Below are 25,376 nucleotides of genomic sequence, written 5' to 3' on the forward strand. Positions count from 1 at the left end.
GGCCGTTGAAGCCGCCCCGCCGCGGGCCTATCCGCAGGGCGTTTTCAATCAGATCAGGCCTTTGCGCCCGGTCGCAATCAAGGCAATTGCCATGACATCTAAAATTCTCCTCAGTGTCGGCCTGTCGGCCGGCTTGCTCGCCACCGCGGCCCATGCGCAGGACACGATCACCACCGGCTTCGACCCGGTGCTTGAGACCGCGCCGATGGGCTGGTCCGCCGGTGTGTCCAGCTCGGTGGACATTGACCCCGATACGTTCCACCACCGCGACCATGACTTCGAGATCTTCGGCGAAGTGACCTACGGCGGTTTTCACACCGGCCTCAGCGCGACTTCGGTGCATGACGACCCGGTCGATGACGTGGAGCTTGAGATCGACCTCGGCTACGGCCAAGACTTCGGCCAGGGCATGAACTGGGATCTGAGCTATTCCTACGCATGGCTCGACGGCTCGAAAGACCACAGCGAAGAGATCACCGGCACCCTGGGCTTTCCCATTGGCCGTGACGTGACCGGCGCCGTGGCGATCATCATCGACCCCGACAGCGGCGACAGCGATCAGGAGTTTGCCTTCGAGGCACCGCTCACCGAACAGTGGTCCTTTGTCGGTCTGGTCGGCAACTCCGACCGCGACGACAACCTCTATGCCGAAGCGGGCGTGGCCTATGACATGGGCAACGGCATGGCCTTCGAGGCGATCTATGAAGACACCAACGACAGCGATGGCGTGCTGGGCCTGACCGTCAGCTACGAGATCGGCAGCTGAGCTGAACCGGCCCCCTGCGGGGTTGATGGAAAGGCCGCTGCGGGACACCCGCGGCGGCCTTTTTTGTAGGGGGTGCCACGCTGCAGGCATTTCTGCGCGCAGCCCCCGTTTTCGATCATTTGTTCGATCATTTGATGGACTGAGCGTATGCCTCCAGTTGCGTCGCGACGGTCCCCCAGCCGTCAAAAAAGCCCATGTCTTCATGGCTTTGACGGGCTTCTGGCGTGCGATGTCGCACGGTTGCGGTATAAAGCGTGCCGCCGTTTCCATCGTCTTTGAACTCGATGATGGCGGTCATGAACGGATCAGCGGCAGGCTTCCATCCCTCGCGGTAAGTATCCGTGAAAACAAGCTTTCTGCCGTCCTCAATCTCTAGATAAACGCCCTCATTCTCCATCAAATTGCCTTCGACATTCATCGTGGTATTGAACTTGCCGCCCACACGCAGGTCGATCTCGCATTTCTCAATCCTATGTGGCTTGGGCACAAAGAAATGCTTGATGTGTTCGGGTGTGGTCCAGCATTCCCACAGGACTGAACGAGGTGCCTGAATCAATCGGGTAAATGTAAGATCGGTTTCTGGATCGAAAGTCATTTATCTCTCTCCCGCATGAGGTTGGTGACATAGTCATCGAATTGGTCGAGCCGCGCTTCCCAAAGGGCGTTTTGTTCTGCCAGCCAATCTTGCGCGGGTTTTAAGGCGTCCGGCGCCAATCGGCAGATGCGCGTTCGGCCTTTCTTCCTAGTTGAAATCAAACCGGCCGCTTCCAGCTTTTTCAGATGCGACATGAGGGATGGCAAAGCCATATCATGCGGCTCCGCCAGTTCACTCGTTGTCGCCTCTCCGCGTGCGAGGCGCTGAAGGATCGACCGTCGCGTCGGGTCGCTGAGAGCTGAAAAGCAAAGATCGAGGTGAAACTTAGACATATCCCTAACTGAAACAGCGAAAGCCTGATCAGTCAAGATGGTTAGCTAATTGGCTAAGTAAAACCGAAGCAACCCTGCGTTTTTCCGAATGGGCAGAGCATCCCCCAAACGAAAAAGGGCCACCCCATCGGGCGGCCCTTTCCAAAATCATGACAGCTAAGCTTAACGCTTGGAGAACTGGAAGCTCCGGCGCGCTTTGGCCTTACCGTATTTCTTCCGCTCGACGACGCGGCTGTCGCGGGTCAGGAAGCCTGCCGCTTTCAGCGCACCGCGCAGGGAGGGGTCGTAAAGCTGCAGCGCCTTGGAGATGCCGTGCTTGACCGCGCCCGCCTGACCGGAGAGACCGCCGCCCTTGACAGTCGCGATCACGTCGAACTGGCCTTCGGTGTTGGTGATGCCGAAAGGCTGCGCGAGGATCAGCTGCTGCACGGGGCGCGCGAAATACTCGTTCTGCGGCTTGCCGTTGACGACAACCTTGCCGGAGCCGGGCTTGATCCAGACGCGGGCGACCGCATCTTTCCGCTTGCCGGTGGCATAGGCGCGGCCCAGTTCGTCACGAACCGGCTCACGGGGGGTCACTTCGGTTTCGGTGCCCTGCACGCCGCCGATGTTCTCGGTCACGGCTGCTTCGAGACCGTCGAGGGATTTGATTTCGTCAGCCATGCTCATGCACTCCGCGTGTTTTTCTTGTTCATGGATTTGACATCCAGAACTTCGGGGCTCTGGGCCTCATGAGGGTGTTCGCTACCTGCATAGACGCGCAGGTTGGTCATGATCTGGCGGCTCAGGCGATTGCCGGGCAGCATGCGCTTGACGGCCTGGGTCACCACACGCTCGGGATGCGCGCCTTCAAGGATCTGCTCCTTGGTGCGCGATTTGATCCCGCCGGGGTGGCCGGTGTGCCAGTAGAAGTGCTCATCGCGCTTCTTGCCGGTCATCTGCACCTTCTCGGCGTTGATGACGATCACATTGTCACCGCAATCCATATGCGGTGTGAAGGACGGCTTGTGCTTGCCGCGCAGACGCATGGCAACGATCGAGGCGAGACGGCCCAGCACGACGCCTTCGGCGTCGATGATGATCCATTTCTTGTCGATATCTGCCGGTGTCGCAGAAAAGGTTTTCATGGATGAATTCCCGTTTGAGGTTGGTCGAACGAGGATTCCCCCGCCCGTTATCTGATGCAGGGGTTATATAGATGCGCAAGGTCGGGTCAAGCGCATCGAGGCGCGATTATCCAAGCAAAAACAGGACTTTACGATTTAGGTATAATAATACCCCATAAATCTACACGCTGATCTGCTCCGGCGGGTTGTCCAAGAGGCAGCGCAGCCGCTGCATCGCGGCTTCGAATGACTTGAGCGAGACATGCGCGTTGACCGCGATCCGCACCGCATGGGGCGCGCGGCCATCGCGCAGGGCAAATTCATCGGCAGAGCGGATCTGCACGCCTTGCGCCTCTGCCGCGCGGCAAAAGCCCGCCGCCCGCCAGCCCGGCGGCAATTGCAGCCAGAGGAAGGGCACATCGCGTGCGTAGCGCAGGTCATGCCCGCCAAGGTGGTTCACCGCGACCTCCACATATTCCGCCAGCCGCTCGCGTATCTCGGCGCAGATCTGTTTCATGCGCGGCTCGGTGAGCAGGATCCGCGTCACCTCGGCCAGGGGGCGCGACAGGCCGAAATAGCCATATTCCGCCACCCGCCGCAGATCCGCCGCCCGGCCCAGCGGGGCCAGCGCAAAGCCCACCCGCAGCGCGGGCGTCAGCTCTTTTGAGATCGAGGAGACATGCCAGACATGTTCCGGCCAGAGCGAGCGATAGCTCGGCGCGCGGGCGGCACCCATGCGGTAGCAATCGTCCTCCAATATCTCCAGCCCATGGCGCTGCGCCACCGCCAAAAGCTCGCGCCGCCGTGCCAGGCTGGTATGGCTGCCGGTCGGGTTATGGACCTCTGGCGTGGTGCAAAAGACCTGCGCGCCGCTGTCGCGGGCCGCCTTGTCCAGCGCCTCGGGGATCACGCCTTCGGCATCCATCGCCACCCCCACCACCTCGGCCCGCAGCACCTCAGCCGCGCGGCGGAACCCGGCGTAGGAGAGGTCTTCGACCAGCATCACCGGCTTCGGGCCCGACAGGATCGCCTGCAGGACCAATACAATCCCGCTCTGCCCCCCATGGGACAGGATCACATCCCCCTCGTTCAAAGGGCCAAGCGCCAGATGCGCGAGCCAATCCACCACCGATTGCCGCACCGGGGCATAGGCGTCACGGGTCGGGTAGTTCATGAAATCCTCCCCCGCCCGATCCGCCACCTGCCGCAGCGCGTTGCGAATGACGGCGATCTGCCCCATGTCCGGCAGCCGCGGGCTAAAGAGGCTCACGGCATTGGTCTCGGCCACCTCCAACTCCTTGATCCAATTGCCCTGCTCGCGATTCCAGACATCCTCGCGAATGGCCGCCTGCGGCGGCGCGACAAAGGTGCCGCGCCCGACCTCGGCTTCCAGCAGGCCCTCGTCGGTCAGGATGCTATAGGCCCGCGCCACGGTGCCGGGGGTGATGCCCAATTGATAGGCCAATTCGCGCACCGGCGGCAGTTTGTCTCCCACCGCCAGGGCGTCGTCCCTGATCCCCTCGCGGATCGTCTGGGCGACCAATTTATACTTCGGCCCCTGCCCTTCGGCGAGTTTTGGCTGCCAAATTGTACCCATTACAATATTCCTGTAGCAAAATTGTATCGCTTTTTGTACCTTGGTAACCGTAGATGATCTACAGATTGTGTCAATACAATTCAGGAGATTCCCCATGACACAGGCACGCCCCTTGAGCGCCGATGCGATGACTTTGATGACATACCGCGCCCTGCCGGTCCCTGCGGTGATCGCGCTGCGCTTTGCGGCCGCCGTGACCACATGGGCGACCCGCCGCCGCACCCGCCTTGCGCTCGCCGCCCTTGAGCCCTGGCAATTGCAGGACGCGGGACTGACACCGGAACAGGCCTCCAAGGAGGCGTCCCGCGTGTTCTGGCAGGCGTAGCTTCCCTGTGGCGTAGGCCAGACCTCTTCCTGGGCCGGGTTTTTCCCGGCCCTTTTTTATGCGGTCAAGCACCTAGGGCCATCGCCTGCCCGAGGGTCGGCGATGCGCCACTCTGTTCATGCCACTTTATCTCTCAGGTTTGATGTGGGGTCGCAGAGAGTCGCGCCTGCTGCAAAATCGCCTACCCGGGGGGACGGGCAGGCGATGGCCCGGCGCCTGCGGCTTGATTCCGGGCCAGCCTCTACACCTTCACCGGCGGTATCGCATAGGTCAGGCTCGCCCGCGCCACCGGCTTATCCGACCCTTCCGAATAGATCAGCACATCCGTCACCGACAGCTGCCGCCCCAGTTTCAACAGCTTGCCCTTGGCCACCAGATGCACATCCGCCAGCGGCTTGCGCATGAAATCGATCGAGCAATTCGTCGTCACCGCCAAGGCCCGCGGCCCGATCATCGCCAGCGTCACGAGATATGCCGCCACATCCGCAAGGGCGAACATCGACGGGCCAGACACCGTCCCCCCGGGGCGCAGATGCCGCTCGGCGGTCAGCAGACGCATGGTGATCTCATTCTCGGCCACATGGTCCACCGCGAAATCATCTGCCACCTGATCAAAGACCTCGCGCATGAACGCCTCCAGCGCCGCTGCATCCATCTTGACGGCCATACTTGTCCTCCCTGCCTGCCTCGGCGTAACGTTGGCGCGTTCAACTTGGGAGGGCAAGGTGACAATTCTTGACGTTACGGCACAGGGGCCGATCACCCATCTGCGCATGAACGCGCCCGAGCGGCTGAACGCGCTGTCGGATGAGATGATCGCCGCCCTGCACGGCAAACTCGACGCGCTGGCCGAAGACCGCAGCACCCGCGTGATCATCCTGTCGGGCGCGGGCAAAGCCTTCTGCGCCGGCCACGACCTGCGCCAGATGACGGCGATGCGCCAGGCCGAAGACGGCGGTGCGGCGGCCTTCAAAGACCTCTTCGACCGCTGCGCCGGCCTGATGGCTCGCATCCAAAACCTGCCACAGCTCGTCATTGCACAGGTCCATGGCATCGCCACCGCCGCAGGCTGCCAATTGGTCGCCACCTGCGATCTGGCTCTCGCCGCCGAGGACACGCGCTTTGGCGTCAATGGTGTGAACATCGGCCTTTTCTGCTCCACCCCCATGGTCGCGCTCACCCGCAACATCCCGCGCAAACAGGCGTTCGAGATGCTCACCACCGGCGATTTCATCCCCGCCCCCCGCGCTGCCGAGCTGGGCCTCATCAACCGCGCTGTGCCAGCGGACCAACTGGAGAGCGAAACCCAGGCCCTCGCCGAGAAAATCGCCGCCAAACTCGGCACCGCCGTCCGCCACGGCAAAGGCGCTTTCTATGAGCAATTGTCCATGCCCACCGCTGAGGCCTATGCCTTCACCGGCGATGTCATGGTGCGCAATATGCTCGACGCCAACACCCGCGAAGGCATCGACGCTTTCTTGGAAAAACGCAGCCCCGACTGGTCTCAGTAATTGTTTCCAAAGCCGCGCCGCACTGTTGCGAAATCACCGCTGGCAAATCTGGCGAAATTGGGGCAAAGATAGGACAAGGCCACAGGCTTGATGCTTTTGGGTCGCCGTGGGCGGAAGGTCCCTCCGGGTCAGCCTCTCACTGACCGACCATCCCCGCAGCGGCGACCCCAAAACCATTCCCCCTAGCAGCCCGCCCGCTCTTGCCTGTTGCGCATGGGGCTGCCCTGTCCTACATCGCCCCCATGACAGATACATTGCACATCATCGGCGGCGGCATGGCCGGATCAGAGGCCGCATGGCAGGCCGCAAACGCGGGCGCCCAAGTGGTCATCCACGAAATGCGTCCCAAAGTCGGAACCTTCGCCCATCAAACCGGGCTGCTGGGCGAGATGGTCTGCTCCAACTCCTTCCGCTCGGACGATGATGAGCAGAACGCCGTGGGGCTGTTGCATTGGGAAATGCGCGCCGCCAACGGCCTCATCATGGCCTGCGCCGACAAGAACCGCCTGCCCGCCGGCGGTGCGCTGGCCGTAGACCGCGACCCTTTCGCGCAGAGCGTGACCGACACACTGCTGGCGCATCCCAATATCACCGTCGACTATGGCGAGATCACCGAACTGCCGCGTGAGGGCAAATGGATCATCGCCACCGGCCCGCTGACCTCCGGCGCCCTGGCCGAGGCCATCGCCGCCGAGACCGGCGCCGAAGCGCTGGCCTTTTTCGACGCCATCGCCCCCATCGTCTATTTCGACAGTATCGACATGTCGAAAGCCTGGATGCAGTCGCGCTATGACAAGGGCGAGACCGAGGAAGAGCGCACCGCCTATCTCAACTGCCCGATGGACAAACAGCAATATGACGATTTCATCGACGCGCTGCTGGCTGCTGACAAGACCGAGTTCCGCGAGGGCGAGACGGCGGGCTATTTCGACGGCTGCCTGCCCATCGAAGTGATGGCCGAACGGGGCCGCGAAACCCTGCGCCACGGGCCGATGAAACCCGTGGGCCTGACCAATCCGCACCAGCCCGAGGTCAAGGCCCATGCGGTCGTGCAGCTGCGCCGCGACAACAAACTGGGCACGCTCTACAATATCGTCGGCTTCCAGACCAAGATGAAGTACGGCGCGCAAACCGATGTTTTCAAACGCATTCCGGGGCTTGAGAACGCCCGCTTTGCGCGCCTTGGCGGCATCCACCGCAATTCCTTTATCAACTCGCCGACGCTGCTCGACGACCAGATGCGCCTGCGCAGCCGCGACAATATCCGCTTTGCGGGCCAGATCACCGGCGTCGAAGGCTATGTCGAAAGCGCCGCGATGGGGTTGATTGCCGGGCGCATGGCCGCCGCCGAGATCAAAGGCGGCAGCCTGCCCACCCCGCCCGACAGCACCGCCATGGGGGCGCTGATCACCCACATCACCGGCGGCGCGGATGCAAAGACTTTCCAGCCGATGAATGTGAATTTCGGCCTCTTCCCCCCGGTCGAAGGGCTGAAATCAGGCCGTCGGGGCCGCAAGGACCGCTACAAAGCCTATACCGACCGCGCCAAGGCGGCATGGCAGGACTGGCTGGATCAGGGATAGGGCTGGACGCTCCTTTCCAACCCCCATAGGTTAGAGATATGACAGAGCGACATATCGACAGAGCCTACGCCGCGCGTGATCCTAAAAAGATCCGCCAGATCTACAACGACTGGGCCCCGAGCTACGAGCAAGACATTCTGGCCCAAGGCTATGCCACGCCCGAACGCGCCGCCGCGGCTTTGGCCACCTTCGTATCGGACAAGGAACAACCGATCCTGGACATCGGCTGCGGCACCGGCCTCTCTGGTGCGGCGCTGAAAGAGGCTGGGTTTACCACCATCGATGGCGCTGATCCTTCGGTCAACATGCTGAGCGAGGCGCGCAAAAAAGGCATCTATCGCAATCTATTAGAGATCGATCCTGATGCAGATCTTCCGTTCAAGACGGGCGCATATAATACGATCACGGCGGTCGGCGTCATCGGCCCCGGCGCGGCACCGATCTCGCTTTTCGACAGTTTGATGCATAGATTAAACAAGGGCGGCAAACTCTTGTTTTCTCTGAATGATCACGCTTTGGTCGATAGTGGCACCCTGGGGATGATCCATGAATGGACCGACTGTGGCGCCGCGGTATTGCTGCTGGCCGAAGACGGCCCCCATCTGCCGGGCCTCGACTTGAACGCCACGCTATATCTTATTGAAAAGAGTTGACTTTCACGACACGCTTCGCCCCATCCCCCACCGGGCCACTGCATTTGGGGCATGCCTATTCTGCCCTGCTGGCCTATGATCTGGCGCAGGCGCAGGGCGGTCAATTCCTGCTGCGGATCGAAGATATCGACCAGTCCCGCGCGCGCCCCCAGTGGGAGGCGCAAATTTACCGCGACCTTGGCTGGCTGGGCCTGACATGGCCCGAACCGGTAATGCGGCAGTCTGAGCGGCTGCCCGCCTATCAAGAGGCGCTTGACGCGCTATGGCAGCGCGGCCTGCTCTACGCCTGCACCTGCAAGCGCCGCGACATCCTCGCCGCCACCGCCGCGCCACAGGAAGGGGCTGAGCCAACCTTCGGCCCCGACGGGATCATCTACCCCGGCACCTGTCGCGATGCCGGTCATGCCCGCGACGCGGGCGCGCTGCGCCTGAACATGGCCAAGGCTTTGGAAAGCCTGGACCTTTCCGAACTCTCCTTCACTGAAGACGGGGCCGGGCCAGCTGGCGAGACCGGGGAAATTGCGCTGCACCCTGCCCAGCTTATCGCCCAAGTCGGGGACGTGGTTCTGGCGCGCCGGGACATGGGAACGTCCTACCATCTGGCGGTGGTTCTGGACGATGCCGCCCAGTCTGTCAGCCATGTGCTGCGCGGGCGTGATCTCTTCGAGGCGACCTATATTCACCGGCTGCTGCAAGCCTTGCTGGACCTGCCGGTGCCGCGCTACCATCACCATCGGCTGATCCGCGACGACAGCGGCAAGAGATTGGCCAAACGCGACGACGCGAGAGCCATCGCGCTCTACCGAGAGAACGGCGCGCCCCCCGCGGATATTCGTGCGATGATAGGGCTTTAGGCCGCGAAGTTAATCTTCGGGCGCCATCAGCTCGACCTCTTCACCATTCTCAATACCGGTATAGAAGCAGCTGCGCCGTCCGGTGTGGCAGGCGGGCCCGGTCTGGTTCACCAGGACCAGCAGGCAATCGCGGTCGCAATCGAGGCGCATCTCCACCAGCTCTTGCAGGTTGCCGCTGGTCTCTCCCTTGACCCAGAAAGCCTGCCGTGAGCGGCTCCAATAGGTCACCTTGCCGCTTTGCAATGTCCGCGCAATGCTCTCTTTGCTCATCCAGGCCAGCATGAGGACTTCATGGGTGTTCGCGTCCTGCGCAATGGCCGGCACAAGGCCCGCGTCATTGAACTCAAGGCTTGCTGGATCGAATGTCATCGGGCACCTCAATGGAACTATTTGCATCTGCGTCTGCGGCGCTTATGTAGGGTTTTGCTACGAAAAGGAACAGCCATGTCGGGCGAGACGGACCTCATCAAGCTCTACTCCGCGCGCATTCTGGCGCTGGCGGCGGAGATTCCGCATCTGGGCCGCATGGAAGACCCCCAAGCCAGCGTCAAACGCCGCTCGCCGCTTTGCGGCTCGACCATCACGGTGGATGTGCGTATGGCAGACGGGCAATTGGCCGAGATGAAGCAGGATGTGAAAGCCTGCGCCCTGGGCCAGGCCGCCGCGGCGGTCGTCGGTTCCGCGGCATTGGGCCGCACCGTGGAAGAGGTCACCCGCGCCCGCGATCAGCTGCGCGCCATGCTTAAGGATAACGGCCCTGCCCCTGAAGCGCCCTTTGACGGGCTTGAGGTGCTCACCCCCGCGACCGCTTACAAGAACCGCCATGCCTCCATCATGTTGAGCCTTGATGCGCTGCAAGAAGCCATGCAGCAGGCCGAAAAACAGTAGCAGATTGCAAGCCGCTCTACCGCTGTGACATCGGCGGCCCCACCAAAAAAACGCCGCTCATCCAATAGGATGGCGGCGTCAGTCGGCATTACTCATGTGGGACCCGCGCTGTCGGTACGACCAACGGACAGGCGTGTCGCTGCATCAAATTGGGACGGATGCATCCAACAGCGCGGCATGAGAGCCTGAGGCAACTCAGACGAAGGCGGGCAAATGCAACCCCACGACCAACATCACGATCAAGGCCGCCGCACCGGCGGCATCCTGAAGCAATGTATCCTGCGACCGTGTCGCGATGGATTTGAGTGTGTGAAATGTCATGATCGGCCCTCCTCCTATTTGTTGCTCCTTTGTTCTCATTTACCGCGCCCGAAGTAAAGAACTTTATGAGAACATCGGTGAACAAAAAGAACGGACAGCCACTAACCGACTGATATCAAACGGATCGCCTCATCCTGCCGCATGAGCCAGAGCAACAGGCGCACGGCCTGTCCGCGCGGGCTTTCCAAGGCCGGATCATCCGACAAAAGCTTGCGTGCATCCGATTGCGCAATCGCCATCAGCCCCGCCTGCCGCTCCAGATCGGCCACGCGGAAACGCGGCACCCCGGATTGCGCGGTGCCGATCAGATCCCCGGTGCCACGCATTTTCAGATCGGTCTCGGCGATGACAAAACCATCTTCAGATTCGCGCAAGACTTCCAAACGCTGCCGCCCGGTCTCGCTCAGCGGCGCTTGATACATCAGCAGACAGGTCGAGGCCCCCGCGCCGCGCCCGACCCGTCCGCGAAGCTGGTGCAGCTGCGCGAGGCCGAAAATCTCGGCCCGTTCCACCACCATAATCGTCGCATTGGGCACATCGACGCCCACTTCGATCACCGTGGTTGCCACCAGCACTTTGGTCTCGCCCGCCTGGAAGTCCCGCATTGCCGCGTCCTTCTCGGCCGGGGGCATCTGGCCATGGACCAGCCCCACGACCCCCTCGCCAAGTGCAGCGCGCAGGCGTTTGAAACGGTCTTCGGCGGCGGTGAGATCGCTGACCTCGCTTTCCTCCACCAGCGGGCAGACCCAATAGCACTGCCGCCCCTCGGCAATGGCGTGGCGCATCCTTTCGATGACTTCATCCATCCGCCCGGTGGAGACCAGCGCGGTCCGGATGGGCTGCCGCCCGGGGGGTTTTTCATCCAGCACCGAGACATCCATATCGCCATATTGCGCCAGTGCCAGACTGCGCGGGATCGGCGTGGCGGTCATCACCAGCACATCGGCGAGACGGCCCTTCCGGCCCAGCTCCAGCCGTTGCCGCACGCCAAAACGGTGCTGCTCATCGACCACCGCCAGCCGCAGATCGGCAAAGGCTACATCGGCTTGAAACACCGCATGGGTGCCGACGAGAATGTGGATATCCCCCCGCTCCAGCGCCGCCAATTTGTCGCGCCGCTCCTTGCTCTTGTCACGTCCGGTCAGGATTTCCAGCACGACGCCCGCCTGTTCGGCGAGCGGTTGCAGACCCATCAAATGCTGCCGGGCAAGGATCTCCGTCGGGGCCATCAGCACGGCCTGCCCGCCGGCCTCCACCGCGCGCAACAGCGCCATGAAGGCGACCAGCGTCTTGCCCGCGCCCACATCCCCCTGCAGCAGCCGGTTCATCCGGGTCTGCTGCGCCATATCGGCGGTGATCTCTTCGATGGCGCGGCGCTGCGCCCCGGTGGGGCTATAGGGCAGGCTGCCGAGCACCCTCTGTTGCAACCGCCCATCCCCCAGACTGGGCCGCCCCTTCTTGCGCCGCTCATGCTGCCGCGCGAGCGCCAGGGTCACCTGATGGGCGAGCAATTCGTCATAGGCCAGCCGCTCGCGCGCCGGCGCGGTGGCGGTGAGGTCCGTGGCGTTTTGCGGGTCATGCGCGGCCCGTGCCGCCGTGGGGAAATCCGACCAGCCCGCCTGCGCCACCTGCCCCGGATCGGCCCATTCCGCCACCACCGGCAGCCGCGTCAGCGCCCCGCGCGTGGCCTTATACATCAGCTTTTGCGTCAGCCCCGCCGTCAGCGGATAGACCGGCTCAAAATCGGGAATCTCGCCCGCCTGCTCTTCTGGCAAAGCGAAATCAGGATGCACCATTTGCGGCATGTTATCAAAAAGCTCCACCCGGCCCGAGACGATCCGGCGGCTGCCTTCGGGCAGATGCCGCTGCCAATAGTCGCCGCGGGCGTGGAAGAAGACGAGCTGGAAACTGGTCTGCGCATCCTCGACGTTGATACGGTAGGCACCGCCCCGGTTCTTGGCATGACGGTGCGGCCCGATGGTCACCGCCACGGTCAGCGTCGCGGGCAAGAGCGCATCTTTCACCGTCTCGCGCAGGCGCCGGTCGATCCCCGAATGCGGCAGGGTAAAGATCAGATCACGCGGCGCCTGAATGCCCATCTGGCCGAGCAGCTGCGCGGTCTTTGGCCCGACGCCCTCCAAGGTTTCCAGCCCCGCAAACAGTGGGAACAACTGTTCCGGACGGCCGCTCATAACCCGTTGATCAGGGCCAGCCAGCCATCTTCGTCCAAGGTCTCGATCCCCAGATCGGCGGCCTTCTTGGCCTTGGAGCCGGCCCCCGGCCCGGCCACCAGCAGATCGGTTTTCGCGCTGACCGAGCCCGAGACCTTTGCCCCGAGCCGTTCGGCGCGGGCCTTGGCCTCGGCGCGGCTCATCTTTTCCAAAGTGCCGGTAAAGACGACCGTTTTGCCCGCCACCGGGCTGTCCGCAGTATCGGGCCGCTCTGCGGGCAGCACCGTGAGATGCGCCACCAGCCGGTCGATCGAAGCCCGCTCCGCATCCTGCGCAAAGGCCGCGACCAGAGAGCCGGCCATCACGCTGCCGACACCATCGACCCCGAGCAGATCGTCCCAGGCCGGGCCGGTCTGGTCCCGCGCCTCGGCCATGGCGGCCTCGAAACTCTGCCAATCGCCATAATGCAGGGCGATCAGGTTCGACGCGGCCTCGCCCACATGGCGGATGCCAAGCGCGAAGATCAGCCGCGCCAAGGGGATTTCGCGTTTCTCATCAATCGCCTGAAACAGTTTCTCGGCCGATTTCGGCCCCCAGCCCTCGCGGTTTTTTAGCTGTTGAACACCGCTGCCATAGCGGTCTTTCAGGGTGAAGATATCCGCAGGTTCCGCGATCCAGCCATCTTGATAGAATTGTTCGACCTGTTTGGCCCCCAGCCCTTCGATGTCAAAGGCGCCCCGGGCCACGAAATGTTTCAGTTTTTCAACAGCCTGCGCGGGGCAGATCAGACCACCGCTGCACCGCCGCACCGCATCGCCCGGCTCGCGAATCGCGTCAGAGCCGCATTCCGGACAGCGGGTCGGGAAGACAAAGGGCTGCGCATCCTCGGGCCGTTTCGTGAGGTCCACATCGGCCACTTTGGGGATCACATCGCCGGCGCGGTAGATCTGCACCCAATCGCCGACGCGCACGTCCTTGCCGCCGCGAATTTCGGCGCCCTTGCTGTCCAGCCCTTTGATGTAATCCTCATTGTGCAGCGTCGCATTGGACACCACGACCCCGCCCACGGTCACCGGCTGCAACCGCGCCACCGGAGACAGCGCCCCGGTGCGCCCGACCTGAATGTCGATCGCCTCCAACCGGGTCCAGGCCAGTTCCGCGGCGAATTTATGCGCCATCGCCCAACGCGGCGTGGTCGAGCGGAAACCGAGCCGGTCTTGCAGCGCCAGATCATTCACCTTGTAGACCACGCCGTCGATGTCATAGCCCAGCGTCGCGCGCTGTTCTTCGATCTTTTCGTAATGGGCGATCATCGCAGACGGCCCATCGCAAAGCGCGGTCAGCGGGTTGGTCGCGAAACCAAGCTCTTCCAGCCGGTCAATCGCGCCCTTTTGCGTCTCGGCCAACGGCGCCGAAAGCGCCCCCCATGCATAGGCAAAAAAGCGCAGTGGCCGGGCGCGGGTGATCTCTGCATCCAATTGGCGCAGCGATCCGGCGGCGGCGTTGCGCGGGTTGGCAAAGGTCTTGCCGCCCGCTGCCGCTTGGCGGTCATTCAGCGCCGCGAAATCCGCGTGGCTCATATAGACTTCGCCGCGCACTTCCAGCAGCTCCGGGGCATCGGTGATCTGCTGCGGCACATCCGCAATCGTGCGCGCGTTGGCGGTGACATTCTCGCCCACCGCGCCATCGCCCCGCGTCGCCGCCTGCACCAATTTGCCCTTTTCATACCGCAGAGAGAGGGACAGCCCGTCGATCTTGGGCTCTGCGGTATAGGCAAGCGGCGCATCGCTGCCGAGCCCGAGATACTTGCGTATCCGCGCGTCGAATTCAGTGACCTCTTCAGCCTCAAAAGCATTGGCCAGAGACAGCATCGGCACCGCATGGCGGATTTTCGAGAACCCTTCCGCGACAGCCGCCCCGACTTGCTCCGAGGGGCTATCGCTGCGTTTCAGATCGGGGAACCGCGCTTCAATCTCCGCATTGCGCCGCTTCAGCGCGTCATATTCCGCATCCGATATCTCTGGCGCATCATCGGTATGATAGGCCACATTCGCGGCGCTCAGCACCTCGGCCAGCCGTGCCAGTTCTGCTTCTGCCTGCGTCCTGTCCAACGCCGCCACTTCGATCTGAGATGTCACGATCTGCCCTCGGATTTTGTCACCTCCGCGTTAGATAGGTGGCGATCCGGGGCAGGTCTAGCGATTTCAGAACATCAGGCGCTGGCCGCGAGGTTCAGCGCGGCAGGCTCCGGATCGCGCAGCACATAGCCCCGCCCCCAGACGGTTTCGATATAGTTCTCGCCCCCGGTCGCCAGGCTCAGTTTCTTGCGCAACTTGCAGATGAAGACGTCGATGATCTTCAACTCCGGTTCATCCATGCCGCCATAAAGATGGTTCAGGAACATTTCCTTGGTCAGCGTCGTACCCTTGCGCAGGCTGAGCAATTCCAACATCTGATATTCCTTCCCGGTCAGATGCACCGGATTGTCATTCACGCTCACCGTCTTGGCATCGAGGTTCACCGCGATCTGCCCGGTCTCGATCACCGATTGCGAATGGCCCTTGGAACGCCGGATAATCGCATGAATGCGCGCCACCAGTTCTTCGCGGTGGAAGGGTTTGGTGAGGTAATCATCCGCCCCAAAGCCAAAGCCGCGGATCTTATTTTCGGTATCATCCGCCCCCGACAGGATGAGAATCGGCGTCTCAATCCGGCTGAGCCGCAGCTGGCGCAGCACCTCATGGCCATTCATATCCGGCAGATCGAGGTCCAGAAGGATCAAATCATAGTCATAAAGCTTTGCCAGATCGATCCCCTCTTCCCCGAGGTCGGTGGCATAGACATTGAGATTCGCATGGGTCAGCATCAGTTCGATGCTGCGCGAGGTTGTAGGGTCGTCTTCAACAAGCAATACACGCATCTTTGTCTCTCCGGCTCCTGAGGGCGATTGATGTGATCCTGCGCAATAAAGGTTAACTACCCGTTACCGAGAGCTATACCCATAGCACGACAACCTAAAGTTGTCTATACTTTTGCAAGGCAGTGGCTTTCAACGCCGCCTCCCCATGATCGGTAACCGCCTGAAGCCATTCCATAAACTCATCATCGCTGATCCCGTATCGCGCCAGCGCTTCGGACTGGGTGATCAGCCCGTACACCACCCCGCGCACCACCGCCGCCTTGCGTGAGGCGACCCAGCGGCGGGTGTCGGGATCCGGCAGATCGGCGCGTGACATGACGCTCCCATCGGCCAATGTAACGGACCGGGGGCCGTCAACTTTCTTCAGGTACATCACATTATCCGCCATTGCTTTGCGGTCTTGATGCCCCCATCTGCCTTAACGGGGGGTGAAGCTGGCCCTTGTGACTAACTCACATTTTCCTATATTCCCCCACAAACCCCCGGAGACCGCCATGCCCCTCGACCAGACCCCGCCACTCAATTCGCTTGGATTCGCCAAAGCCCCCGCCGACACGCGGGTGGTCGTGGCGATGTCGGGCGGTGTCGACAGTTCGGTGGTGGCCGCGATGCTGGCCGACGAAGGCTATGACGTCGTGGGCGTGACCCTGCAGCTCTACGACCACGGCGCGGCGCTGGCCAAAAAAGGCGCCTGCTGTGCGGGTGTCGACATTCAGGACGCCCGCCGCGTGGCCGAGGAAATGGGCTTTCCGCATTACGTGCTGGACTATGAAAACGTCTTCAAAGACGCGGTGATCGATGAGTTCGCCGACAGCTATTTGGGCGGCGCCACGCCGGTGCCCTGCATCCGCTGCAACGAACGCGTGAAGTTCAAGGATCTTCTGGAAACCGCCAAGGATCTCGACGCCGACTGTATGGCCACTGGCCATTACATCCAGCGCAAGATGGGCGAGAACGGCCCGGAACTTCATGCCGCCGCCGATGGCAACCGCGACCAGAGCTATTTCCTCTTCTCCACCACCGAAGAGCAGCTTTCCTACCTGCGTTTCCCGCTGGGCCATCTGCCGAGCAAGGATGACACCCGCGCGCTGGCCGCGAAATACGGTCTGGTCGTGGCCGACAAGCCCGACAGCCAGGACATCTGTTTCGTGCCCAATGGCGACTATGCCGCCGTCATTCGCAAACTGCGCCCCGAGGCCGCTGATCCGGGCAATATCGTCGATACCGAGGGCAATGTGTTGGCAAAACATGAGGGTGTGATCCACTACACCATCGGCCAGCGGCGCGGTCTTGGCATTGGTGGTCTGGCCGATCCGCTCTATGTGGTGAAGCTCGACCCCGAGCGCAAAGAGGTCGTCGTCGGGCCCAAGGCGATGCTCGCCACCCGCAAGATCCCGGTGCGCGAGATCAACTGGCTGGGCGATGCGCCGCTGACGTCGCGCGAGGAATGGCATATCGCCGTGCGCGTGCGCTCCACCCGCCCGCCGCGCGACGCGATCCTGCGCCCGATCAGCGAGACCGAGGCCGAAGTGGAATTGCTCACCGCCGAGGAAGGCGTCTCTCCCGGTCAGGCCTGTGTCTTCTATGACCCCGACAGCACCCGCATCTTTGGCGGCGGCTGGATTCACCGCGGCTGAGCTCTCTACAGCCAGAAATACTTGGGGGAGTTTGAGGGGCGCGGCCCCTCAGCTTTCTGTCCAGAAGGCGCGGCAGGCGCCCCTTCAAAGCCGGTCCAAGACCGCCCGCGCCGCCCGCAATCCGGGCGCTTCGCCGCCCTTGCCCAAACGCGTCATGGTCAGCGCCATCGCATCCTTCTGCGCCCCCGGCGCACGCAGCACCTGCAAGATACCCTGCGCGATCGGGCCGGGGCGACAGTTCGCACCGATGAATTCCGGCACCGTGCGGCTTTCCGACACAAGGTTCACCAGCGTCACCGTATCCACCCGCAGCATCCGCCCGATGATCTGGCGGCTGATCCAATTCATGTCATAGGCGATCACCATGGGGGTGCTCACCGCCGCCAGCTCAAGTGACACGGTGCCCGAGGCCGCCAGCGCCACATCCGCCGCGCGGAAGGCCGCCCGTTTGCGCGCGGCGAAAGCCTCGGCCTCCTGCCCGCGCGGGTCCAGCACCACGGGCCTGCCGGCCCAATTCCGCGTCGCCTGTTTGACCAGCGCCGCCACCGGTCCCGCCGCCGGCACCACCACGCGCAGCGACGGTTCGGCCTCGACCAGCCGCGCCACGACCTGCTGGAACACCGGCGCAAGCCGGGTGACCTCGCCTCGGCGCGAGCCGGGCAAGACCAAGAGCAGTGGCGCGTCACTTAGGTGATGTTCGGCACGGAAAGCGGCCGCCTCGGTATCATCGGCCAGAGGCTCGGCCACCACCGGATGGCCGACGAAATCACAGGCCATGCCCGCGGCTTCCATATAGGGCGGCTCAAAGGGGAACAGCGCCAACACGTGATCCACCCAACGGGCCATTTTTTCGGCCCGACCGGGGCGCCAGGCCCAGACGGTGGGGGCCACGTAATGCACTGTTCTGATGTTGGATTTCTCTTTCACCTTCCGCGCCACGCGGAGCGAGAAATCGGGGCTGTCGATGGTGATCAGCACATCCGGCTTGGTATCAATCACCGCCTGCGCGGTCTCATTGATCCGGGCCATCAGCGCGCGGTATTTGGGCAGGATTTCGGCCAGCCCCATGACGCTCAACTCATCCATGTCAAAGCGGCTTTGCAGCCCCTGTGCCATCATCTGCGGCCCGCCGATCCCGTCAAAGGACACCTCGGGCCGAAGCGCCTTCAGCCCGGCCATCAGCGCCCCGCCCAAACGGTCGCCCGAAGGCTCCCCGGCAAGGATAAACACCTTCATGCGTCATCTCCCCGCACCCAAAGCACCAGCCCGAATTCATCTGCCAGCGCCGCGCAACGCTCTTGTTCCAAGACGATGACCCCCTTGGCAGCGACCACCACCCCGGCAAGACCCGCCTGATGCGCCGCTTGCAAGGTATCCGGCCCGATGGTCGGCAGGTCAATCTCGCGCAGCTGACCGGTCTTTGGCCCCTTGCACAGCACCGCCCGCGCCCCGCGCACGCGCTCTGGCAGGCTCGCCAGCATGTGATCGGTGCCGCCGATGGTCTCGACCCCATAGACCTGCTCGCCGCCGATCACACAGCCCTGCCCGATGTCGAGCGCCGCCAGCCCGGCCAGCACCGCCGCGCCGCGGGCGGCGTCCCGGCGCATCTGATCGTCGGGCTGGGTGGCAGAGAGCACGCCTTCGGTGACCACCAGCCCCGGCACCAGCGCATCCGCGCCGATCACCGTGAGCCCATGCTCTTCGAAAATCGTCTTGATCACCTCAAGCGCGCCATTGTCGCCCGCCGCCAGCGCCTGTTGGAACTGCGGCACCAGCGGCGCGGTGCGCGCGTCCAGCCGCGCCGGGTCCAGATCGGGCCGGTCGATGGCGCCACAGAGACAGACCTGATCGATCCCCGCCGCCTGCAAATGCGCCAGCAGGCTGCCCAAAGTCTCAAGCCGAAAGGTCAGATCCGCCTTCAGCCCCTCCGGCGCGCAGCCCTCATAGACGCAAACCAAAGGCGGCTCGGCCTGCGCCGCCGCCACCCGCGCGGGCAAAGACCCGCGCCCGGCGATCAGCGCGAGGGTCATTTCGGCGTCAGGAAATGGCGACCCGTGTCGGCCATGACGAAATCGGTGATCTGGCGCACATAGTCGCTCTGGGTCTCATCCGCCAAACGTTTCGCCCGGTCCGAGAATGTCCCCTCGCCCTGCGCCAGCATCTGAAACGCCGCCCGGAGCGCGGTGATGTCACTGCGCGACACGCCAGCACGTTTGAGGCCGACAAGGTTCAACCCATCCAGATCGCCCCGGGGCGCCTGCACAAGACCGTAGGGGATCACGTCATTGGTCACCATCGTCACCGCGCCAATGATCGCGCCCTGCCCGATGCGCACCCATTGGTGGATGCCCGACAGCCCGCCGATGATGACATCATCCTCAAGCACGCAATGCCCTGCCACGGCGGCATTGTTCACCACGATTACCCGGTCGCCGACAATCGCGTCATGGGCAATGTGACAGCCGGCCATAAAGAGCCCGTCATCGCCCACGCGGGTCACCCCACCGCCACCTTCGGTGCCGCAGTTCATCGTGACATGTTCGCGGATGCGGTTGCGCGCCCCGATCACCAGACGGCTGGCCTCGCCCTTGAACTTCAAATCCTGCGGGATTTCACCGATCACCGCGAAGGGGAAGATCATCGTGCCCTCGCCGACTTCGGTCCGGCCCGTGACCACAACATGGGATTTCAGCTCGACATCGGCCTTCAGCACGACATTGGACCCGACCATGCAAAAGGGGCCAACCTTGGCCGAAGGGTCGATCTGCGCGCCCTCTTCGATCACGGCACTGGGGTGGATATTGCTCATGCTGCGTCCTGCGGCAGGTCCATCATCGCCATGAACTCGGCCTCGGCGGCCATTTCGCCCTCGACCGTCGCCACACCGCCGAATTTCCAGATCTTCGCCCCCGGTTTGCCGCGCAGGGTCTGCAGATCCATCCGCAGCACATCGCCGGGGCCAACCTTTCGGCGGAACTTACATTTGTCGATCGACATGAAGTAAATCAACATGTTGCGGTCTTCCATGCCGAGAGCCGCGCCCACCATCACACCGGCGGTCTGGGCCATCGCCTCGACAATGGTCACACCGGGCATGATCGGCGTGCCGGGGAAATGACCCTGAAAATGCGGCTCATTCATGGTGACGTTCTTATAGCCGACAGCCGATGTGGTGCCGTTGATCTCTTCAACCTTGTCGACCAGCAAAAACGGGTAGCGGTGCGGCAGAATGCGCTGGATCAGTTGAATATCGGCGCGCAGCAACTCTTCGGTCATGGATTGTCCTTTGTCTCAGGGGCTTAGGGATGGCTACCAATTCACGCGCAAAGGAGCAAGCATGCGACAGGCCCGCGCCGCTCACTCCGCCGGTGTGGAGAGCCCGCTGCCGATGGTCTCATCCAGCACGGAAATCGCCTCATCCGTCACTTCGATGGCCGAGGATGACACGAAAACCCGCCGCCGCTCAAGGATCACCGCCGCATCGGAATTGCGCATCAATTGCTCAAGAACCGGGGCCGCCGCCTCAAGAAACTGATCGCGGGCGCGGTCCAACTGCTCGCTCAGCGCGCGGTTCTTTGCGGCCTGTTCACTGCGGGTGCGCTGCACTTTCTGATCGAACGCATCGGCCAGGGCGCGAAACGTCGCGGGCTCCAACGTCGGGCGCTTTTCGGTCAGGGCGCGTTCTTCGGCCTCCAAACTGGCCTCAATCTCGCGGTTTTCCGCCGCCAGTTCGGCGCTCTGCGCCTCGATCTCGGCGTTCACCCGCTGGCCAAAGGCACTGTCGCGGAACATGCGTTCAGAATCGATGGTCAGGATCGGGCTCAGCACCGCCAGAGAGGTCGCCGCAGGCCGGCTGTCGGCGGGGGGGCGTTGCTGGGCATGGCCGGGGGCGACCCCGGCCAAAAGGATTGCTATGGCTGCAACCGTCCCGCGCAGGGGTTTAGAACGTGGTGCGCAGCGTGATCTCAAAGCTCTGCTCCTTGTCGAAGCTTTCCTTTTTCAGCGCGTCAGAGACGTTGAACTGCAACGGCCCCAGCGGCGTGTCCCAGAAGAGCGAGACGCCAACCACATGGCGGAACGAGCCGTCTTCACCGACGATGCTGGTGCTGCCCGCCGTATTCACATCGCTCAGATCCCACAGGTTGCCGACGTCATAAAAGACCCCGCCCGAAATCCCGTATTCTTCGGGCAGACCCAGCGGGAATTCCGCCTCGAACCGTGCCACGGCAAAGAAGTTGCCGCCCAGCGGATCGTCGGCGCCATTGCTCCTGTCGCGTGGGCCGATGCCGCCCGGCTCAAAGCCGCGCATGATCGACGGGCCAAGAATGAACCGATCCACCGCGCGGTTGGTGCCGCTGTTCCAGGCCAGCGCGCCGCCTTCAAGCGTGGCGCGCAGAACCACGTCTTCGTTAAAGAGGCGTTTCTCGCCCGCGACTTTCGCAGAGGTCTTGATGAATTTATTGTCACCGCCCAGACCGGCGAAATCCTGACCGAATTCGAACAACATCCCCTGCGTCGGGTCCAACCCGGTGCGGCGGGTGTCATAGGTATAGGTATAGCCCAGTGAGGAGGAGAACAACGCGCCTGCGTCGATCTCATTTTGAATGGTGGCGCTGTTGGTCTGCGGCGTCCTCGGCGGTGTCCCCGTCGGCTCATCCCGGTCCAGCATCTCGATGCCCTCAAGCGTATAGCGCACCGTCATCCGGCCATTCTCGCTCACCGGGAACCGCAGGCTCGGCTGAAACAGCAGGCGCTCGGTGTCATAGCTCGCAAAGGAGGAATTCGTCTCGGCATAGTCGAGCTTCAGCCCAAGCGCCACATCGCGGCCCAGAAAGCGCGGCTCGACGAAGTTCAGCCCATAGCGCGTCGCATCCTCGGCGGTGGAGATCGACAGGTTCAGCTTTTGCCCCCGGCCCAGAAAGTTGTTTTCCTGAAAGCTGACCGCAACACCGATGCCATCGTTGTTGGAGAACGACCCGCCAAAGTTCAGCGAGCCGGTGGGCTGTTCGACCACATCGACATCGACGACAACCTGTTCCGGGCTCGACCCTTGCCGGGCATTGACCTCGGCACTCTCAAAATACCCCAGAGCGCGGATGCGCTCCGCCGCCTGACGAATGGCGCGCGGGTTGAAAGGATCACCCTCGACACTGTCAAACTCGCGCCGGATCACCCGGTCCAATGTGGTGGTATTGCCCTCAATGTCGATCCGTTCGACAAAGATACGCTCCCCCCGGGTCAGCCTATAGGTCACATTCAGCGACAGATCCCGCTCATTGCGGTCGATCACCGGCTCGACGCGCAGGAAATCGATCCCGTCGCGGATCGCCTGACGCTCCAGACGCGCGATGTCATTCTCGATCAAGGCGGGCGTATAGATCACCCCCGGACGGATCTTGAGAATATCGCGGTAAGCCGCCGCGTTCAGGCCGGGCACCTCGGATTCGAGCGAGACATTGCCAAAGCGGAACTGCTGCCCTTCGGTGATGTTATAGGCCACGAAAACACCGTCGCGCTCGCGGGTCAGCTCGGCGTTGACCGCTTCGATGCGCATGTCGACATAGCCGCGCGACAGGTAGAAATCGCGCAGCATCTGCTTGTCGGCCTCGACACGGCCCTCAACAAAGGTGTCGCGCTTGATCAAGCGGCGGAACAGCCCTGCCTGTTTGGTGCCCAGAACGCGGCGCAAACGGCGGTCTGAATAGACCCGGTTGCCGACAAAGCTCAGACGCTCGACCTCGACATTGTCGCCCTCAAAGATTTCAAACACCAGATCGACACGGTTTTGATCACGGCGGATGATGCGCGGCTGCACGCGGGCCGAAAGGCGGCCCTCGTTGCTATAGGCTTCGGCAATGGCGGCGGCATCGGCTTCGGCCTGGGTCGGGTTGAACACCCGGCGCTCGGTCGAAGAAATCAGCTCGGCCAGCATCTCGTCCTTGATCCGGCGGTTGCCCTCAAAGCTCACCCGGTTCAGCGTCGGCAGTTCCACCACGGTGATGACCAGCGTGCCACCGCGCGGCTCAATCGCCACGGATTCAAACAGGCCCGAGTTTTGCAGGTTCTGATAGGCGTCGTTCAACTGGCCGCCAGAGACCGTCTGCCCCCGCCCCATGCCGGCCCGGCTCAGGATCGCGCCGTCATTGATGCGCTGATTGCCCTCAATGACCACCGTATTGAACTGATATTGCTGCGCCGCCGCTTCGTTGCCCGGCACCAGCCAAGCCACCGACAGCATCACACAAAATGATGCCCCCCGCAGGGTCTTGCTAACTTTGCTGTGCTGCGCCCACTCGATGGGCATTCTGCCCTCGTTCCTCAGTCCCATGACACCGACCCGTTTTTTAACGACATTGATTGCCAACCTGACTACGCAGGTTAATGGAGTTTGTCAAAAGCAACGGGGGGATATTTACACGATATCATGCGGTAAGACCAAGCTGCATGACAAGATGCGGCATGGCTCACCATGGCCCGCCGCAAATGGGATTAAAAGGAGGCGACGAAAGCCCCGGCGGAAAGCGCCCCTGCGATGGCCAGAACAAAGAGCCCACGGTCCCAGTTCAGGTCCAGCAACAGGCCAAGCCCGCGATATGATCTTTGACGTGCGTGCATGAGAGCCTCCCGACCATAGAAAGCCCCATTATGCCGCGCGATTGCGGCGCAATTTTGTTTAAATGTGGCTTTTTGCAGGCAATCCAGCCCGCCTGCCAGCGGCAGGGGCGTCATGCATAATCCGACGCCCCCCGGCTCATTCAGCCCTCACGGGCAGAACAGATCATTGCCAACCGCAAAGAGCATCAGGGTCAGCACAAGAGCGATGCCGATGGTCATCAACACCCGCAAGGCCCCATCGCTCGGGGGCTTTCCGGTCACCGCCTCATAGGCGTAGAACACCAGATGCCCGCCATCCAGCGCCGGGATCGGGAAGAGGTTCAAAAGCCCCACCGCCGTGCTCAGCACCGCGATGAAATAGATGAAGGACTGCGCCCCCTGGCTCGCCATCGCGCCCGAGGTCTGGGCGATGCCCACCGGACCGCTGAGGTTACAGGTGCTGATATTGCCCACGATCATCTCGCGCAGACCCGCGATGGAGCCGGTGATGATGCGCCATGTATTGTCCAACCCGCTGGCAAAGGCGTCGCCCACGCCCGGCGTCTCGGTCGCGGGGGTAAAGGCCATGCCGCCGACGATGCCGATCCGCAGGTTGCGCTTGAAGCTGCCATCGGGCTGCGGCTCATCCGTCGCCTTGGGGATCAGGGTAAACTCCAGCGTTTCGCCCTGCCGCCAGACGGTCAGCAACAAGGCCGCCCCGTCAGAGGCTTCGACCGCCTCTTTCAACTGACCAAAGGCGAAAATCTCACGCCCGTCAATGGCCGTGATCACATCGCCCCCGCGCAGCCCCGCCGCCTGCGCCGCCGATTGCGGCACCACGCTGCTCACCAAAGCGGGCAGCAGATAGGGGCCGTCGACGGTCAGATCACGGCTGTCGCGGGTCACGTCATATTCCAGCACCGGCTGCTGCGGCAAGGCGGTGACAAAGCGGTCATAGGCCCCCGGTTCGGCAAAGGACGGCACCGGCGTGCCTTCGACCGCGCGCAGCACGTCGCCCTCTTGCAGATCAAAAGCCGCCCCGGGCAGATCGCGCATCTCGCCCACGGTGAGCGGATCACGCGCGGTGCCCGCCGACATCGCCACGGCAAAGAAAATCAGGATCGACATGACGAAATTGAACACCGGCCCCGCCGCCACCGTCAGCGCACGGGCATAGAGCGGCGCGCCATGCATGGTGTGGCGCAGCGCTTCGGGGTCTTCCGCCAGCGCCTCCATCGCGGTCTCATCCTTGCCCGAAGCGGCATTGGAATCGCCGGCGAATTTGACATAGCCGCCAAAGGGCAGCAGCGCGAACTGCCAGCGCGTGCCGCGCCTGTCGACGCGCGAAAACAGCACCGGGCCAAAGCCCAGACTGAACACATCGGCCTTGATCCCGGTCCAGCGCCCGACAATGTAATGCCCGTATTCATGCACCGCCACGATCACCGACAGCGCCACGATAAAGGCCAGTATCGTCCAGATCAGCCCGCCGAACTCCGGCAAAAACCCCATAATGTCCAAGC

The 25,376-nt window shown here is 62.7% G+C and carries 28 protein-coding genes; 8 read left to right on the forward strand and 20 right to left on the reverse strand.

The genetic code is table 11. From position 1 onward, the window contains the following. Nucleotides 1–91: 91 nt before the first annotated feature. Nucleotides 92–766 (forward strand): hypothetical protein, encoded by a 675-nt coding sequence (locus tag AB4M76_RS10845; RefSeq protein ID WP_368441859.1) that lies wholly within the window; start codon nt 92–94, stop codon nt 764–766. 127 nt (nt 767–893) lie between these two features. On the opposite strand, the gene AB4M76_RS10850 is transcribed toward AB4M76_RS10845, so the two are convergent. From AB4M76_RS10850 to AB4M76_RS10870, 5 genes are all read right to left on the reverse strand, one after another. Beyond that, nucleotides 894–1,361 carry an SRPBCC family protein gene (locus AB4M76_RS10850; protein ID WP_368441860.1) on the reverse strand — a complete coding sequence of 156 codons (468 nt, stop codon included), beginning with the start codon at nt 1,359–1,361 and terminating at the stop codon, nt 894–896. After that, on the reverse strand, nt 1,358–1,693 hold the full coding sequence (locus AB4M76_RS10855; RefSeq protein ID WP_368441861.1) for an ArsR/SmtB family transcription factor: 336 nt from the start codon (nt 1,691–1,693) through the stop codon (nt 1,358–1,360). The genes AB4M76_RS10850 and AB4M76_RS10855 overlap by 4 nt, the downstream gene beginning before the upstream one ends. A 162-nt stretch (nt 1,694–1,855) precedes the next feature. Beyond that, entirely contained in the window at nt 1,856–2,356 is a 501-nt protein-coding gene (gene rpsI / locus AB4M76_RS10860) for a 30S ribosomal protein S9 (RefSeq protein ID WP_368441862.1), read from the reverse strand. A 2-nt stretch (nt 2,357–2,358) separates the two neighbouring features. Next, on the reverse strand, nt 2,359–2,820 hold the full coding sequence (gene rplM, locus AB4M76_RS10865) for a 50S ribosomal protein L13 (RefSeq protein WP_368441863.1): 462 nt from the start codon (nt 2,818–2,820) through the stop codon (nt 2,359–2,361). 160 nt (nt 2,821–2,980) lie between these two features. After that, nucleotides 2,981–4,396, reverse strand: coding sequence for a PLP-dependent aminotransferase family protein (locus tag AB4M76_RS10870; protein WP_368441864.1), 1,416 nt, complete (start codon nt 4,394–4,396; stop codon nt 2,981–2,983). Between the two features lie 94 nt (nt 4,397–4,490). On the opposite strand from AB4M76_RS10870, the gene AB4M76_RS10875 reads away from it, so the two are divergent. Next, nucleotides 4,491–4,721, forward strand: a complete 231-nt coding sequence (locus AB4M76_RS10875; RefSeq protein ID WP_368441865.1) for a DUF1127 domain-containing protein — start codon at nt 4,491–4,493, stop codon at nt 4,719–4,721. Nucleotides 4,722–4,962: 241 nt separating this feature from the next. Here the strand turns inward: AB4M76_RS10875 and AB4M76_RS10880 are convergent, their stop codons facing one another. Continuing rightward, a complete protein-coding gene (locus tag AB4M76_RS10880; RefSeq protein ID WP_368441866.1) occupies nt 4,963–5,388 on the reverse strand; it encodes a PaaI family thioesterase in 426 nt (141 codons plus the stop codon). Nucleotides 5,389–5,446: 58 nt separating this feature from the next. On the opposite strand from AB4M76_RS10880, the gene AB4M76_RS10885 reads away from it, so the two are divergent. The 4 genes from AB4M76_RS10885 to gluQRS all read left to right on the forward strand — a co-directional run bounded on the left by AB4M76_RS10885 (nt 5,447) and on the right by gluQRS (nt 9,322). Then, nucleotides 5,447–6,232: an enoyl-CoA hydratase gene (locus tag AB4M76_RS10885; RefSeq protein ID WP_368441867.1), complete on the forward strand. Its 786-nt coding sequence runs from the start codon at nt 5,447–5,449 to the stop codon at nt 6,230–6,232. A 242-nt stretch (nt 6,233–6,474) separates the two neighbouring features. Continuing rightward, nucleotides 6,475–7,815, forward strand: a complete 1,341-nt coding sequence (trmFO, locus tag AB4M76_RS10890) for a methylenetetrahydrofolate--tRNA-(uracil(54)-C(5))-methyltransferase (FADH(2)-oxidizing) TrmFO (RefSeq protein ID WP_368441869.1) — start codon at nt 6,475–6,477, stop codon at nt 7,813–7,815. A gap of 38 nt (nt 7,816–7,853) precedes the next feature. Next, on the forward strand, nt 7,854–8,468 hold the full coding sequence (locus AB4M76_RS10895) for a class I SAM-dependent methyltransferase (protein WP_368441871.1): 615 nt from the start codon (nt 7,854–7,856) through the stop codon (nt 8,466–8,468). Next, nucleotides 8,465–9,322 (forward strand): tRNA glutamyl-Q(34) synthetase GluQRS, encoded by an 858-nt coding sequence (gene gluQRS, locus AB4M76_RS10900; protein ID WP_368441872.1) that lies wholly within the window; start codon nt 8,465–8,467, stop codon nt 9,320–9,322. Before AB4M76_RS10895 ends, gluQRS begins: the two co-directional genes overlap by 4 nt. Nucleotides 9,323–9,331: 9 nt before the next feature. On the opposite strand, the gene hisI is transcribed toward gluQRS, so the two are convergent. After that, a complete protein-coding gene (hisI, locus tag AB4M76_RS10905; RefSeq protein ID WP_368441873.1) occupies nt 9,332–9,691 on the reverse strand; it encodes a phosphoribosyl-AMP cyclohydrolase in 360 nt (119 codons plus the stop codon). A gap of 75 nt (nt 9,692–9,766) precedes the next feature. Here hisI and AB4M76_RS10910 point away from each other — a divergent pair, with 75 nt between their 5' ends. After that, on the forward strand, nt 9,767–10,210 hold the full coding sequence (locus tag AB4M76_RS10910) for an iron-sulfur cluster assembly scaffold protein (RefSeq protein WP_368441874.1): 444 nt from the start codon (nt 9,767–9,769) through the stop codon (nt 10,208–10,210). A 195-nt stretch (nt 10,211–10,405) separates the two neighbouring features. Here AB4M76_RS10910 and AB4M76_RS10915 read toward each other — a convergent pair whose 3' ends face one another. From AB4M76_RS10915 to AB4M76_RS10935, 5 genes are all read right to left on the reverse strand, one after another. Beyond that, nucleotides 10,406–10,531 carry a hypothetical protein gene (locus AB4M76_RS10915; protein ID WP_368441875.1) on the reverse strand — a complete coding sequence of 42 codons (126 nt, stop codon included), beginning with the start codon at nt 10,529–10,531 and terminating at the stop codon, nt 10,406–10,408. 101 nt (nt 10,532–10,632) lie between these two features. Continuing rightward, nucleotides 10,633–12,723: an ATP-dependent DNA helicase RecG gene (recG, locus tag AB4M76_RS10920; protein ID WP_368441877.1), complete on the reverse strand. Its 2,091-nt coding sequence runs from the start codon at nt 12,721–12,723 to the stop codon at nt 10,633–10,635. Then, nucleotides 12,720–14,840, reverse strand: coding sequence for an NAD-dependent DNA ligase LigA (gene ligA / locus AB4M76_RS10925; protein WP_368441878.1), 2,121 nt, complete (start codon nt 14,838–14,840; stop codon nt 12,720–12,722). The genes recG and ligA overlap by 4 nt, the downstream gene beginning before the upstream one ends. 74 nt (nt 14,841–14,914) lie before the next feature. Next, a complete protein-coding gene (gene ctrA / locus AB4M76_RS10930; RefSeq protein ID WP_368441880.1) occupies nt 14,915–15,622 on the reverse strand; it encodes a response regulator transcription factor CtrA in 708 nt (235 codons plus the stop codon). Nucleotides 15,623–15,716: 94 nt separating this feature from the next. Beyond that, a complete protein-coding gene (locus tag AB4M76_RS10935) occupies nt 15,717–15,995 on the reverse strand; it encodes a DUF1153 domain-containing protein (RefSeq protein ID WP_368441881.1) in 279 nt (92 codons plus the stop codon). 121 nt (nt 15,996–16,116) lie between these two features. On the opposite strand from AB4M76_RS10935, the gene mnmA reads away from it, so the two are divergent. Next, nucleotides 16,117–17,259 carry a tRNA 2-thiouridine(34) synthase MnmA gene (gene mnmA / locus AB4M76_RS10940; RefSeq protein WP_368441882.1) on the forward strand — a complete coding sequence of 381 codons (1,143 nt, stop codon included), beginning with the start codon at nt 16,117–16,119 and terminating at the stop codon, nt 17,257–17,259. Between the two features lie 84 nt (nt 17,260–17,343). Here mnmA and lpxB read toward each other — a convergent pair whose 3' ends face one another. The 8 genes from lpxB to rseP form a co-directional block, all read right to left on the reverse strand. Beyond that, the gene (lpxB, locus tag AB4M76_RS10945) at nt 17,344–18,495 is read right to left on the reverse strand and encodes a lipid-A-disaccharide synthase (protein ID WP_368441883.1); all 1,152 of its coding nucleotides are present in this window, start codon (nt 18,493–18,495) and stop codon (nt 17,344–17,346) included. Next, nucleotides 18,492–19,289 carry an LpxI family protein gene (locus AB4M76_RS10950; RefSeq protein WP_368441884.1) on the reverse strand — a complete coding sequence of 266 codons (798 nt, stop codon included), beginning with the start codon at nt 19,287–19,289 and terminating at the stop codon, nt 18,492–18,494. The genes lpxB and AB4M76_RS10950 overlap by 4 nt, the downstream gene beginning before the upstream one ends. Next, nucleotides 19,286–20,068 carry an acyl-ACP--UDP-N-acetylglucosamine O-acyltransferase gene (gene lpxA, locus AB4M76_RS10955; protein ID WP_368441885.1) on the reverse strand — a complete coding sequence of 261 codons (783 nt, stop codon included), beginning with the start codon at nt 20,066–20,068 and terminating at the stop codon, nt 19,286–19,288. Before lpxA ends, AB4M76_RS10950 begins: the two co-directional genes overlap by 4 nt. Then, complete coding sequence (fabZ, locus tag AB4M76_RS10960) at nt 20,065–20,535, reverse strand: 3-hydroxyacyl-ACP dehydratase FabZ (protein WP_174858229.1); 471 nt, start codon at nt 20,533–20,535, stop codon at nt 20,065–20,067. The genes lpxA and fabZ overlap by 4 nt, the downstream gene beginning before the upstream one ends. An 81-nt stretch (nt 20,536–20,616) precedes the next feature. Further along, the gene (locus AB4M76_RS10965; RefSeq protein WP_368441886.1) at nt 20,617–21,228 is read right to left on the reverse strand and encodes an OmpH family outer membrane protein; all 612 of its coding nucleotides are present in this window, start codon (nt 21,226–21,228) and stop codon (nt 20,617–20,619) included. Next, nucleotides 21,200–23,563, reverse strand: coding sequence for an outer membrane protein assembly factor BamA (bamA, locus tag AB4M76_RS10970; RefSeq protein WP_368441887.1), 2,364 nt, complete (start codon nt 23,561–23,563; stop codon nt 21,200–21,202). Before bamA ends, AB4M76_RS10965 begins: the two co-directional genes overlap by 29 nt. A gap of 185 nt (nt 23,564–23,748) precedes the next feature. Further along, nucleotides 23,749–23,874: a hypothetical protein gene (locus AB4M76_RS10975; protein ID WP_368441888.1), complete on the reverse strand. Its 126-nt coding sequence runs from the start codon at nt 23,872–23,874 to the stop codon at nt 23,749–23,751. Between the two features lie 147 nt (nt 23,875–24,021). Next, a complete protein-coding gene (gene rseP / locus AB4M76_RS10980; RefSeq protein WP_368441889.1) occupies nt 24,022–25,374 on the reverse strand; it encodes an RIP metalloprotease RseP in 1,353 nt (450 codons plus the stop codon). Nucleotides 25,375–25,376 lie beyond the last annotated feature (2 nt).

This window comes from Sulfitobacter sp. PS-8MA, from assembly GCF_040933935.1.
In the GTDB taxonomy this organism is placed as follows: Bacteria; Pseudomonadota; Alphaproteobacteria; order Rhodobacterales; family Rhodobacteraceae; genus Sulfitobacter.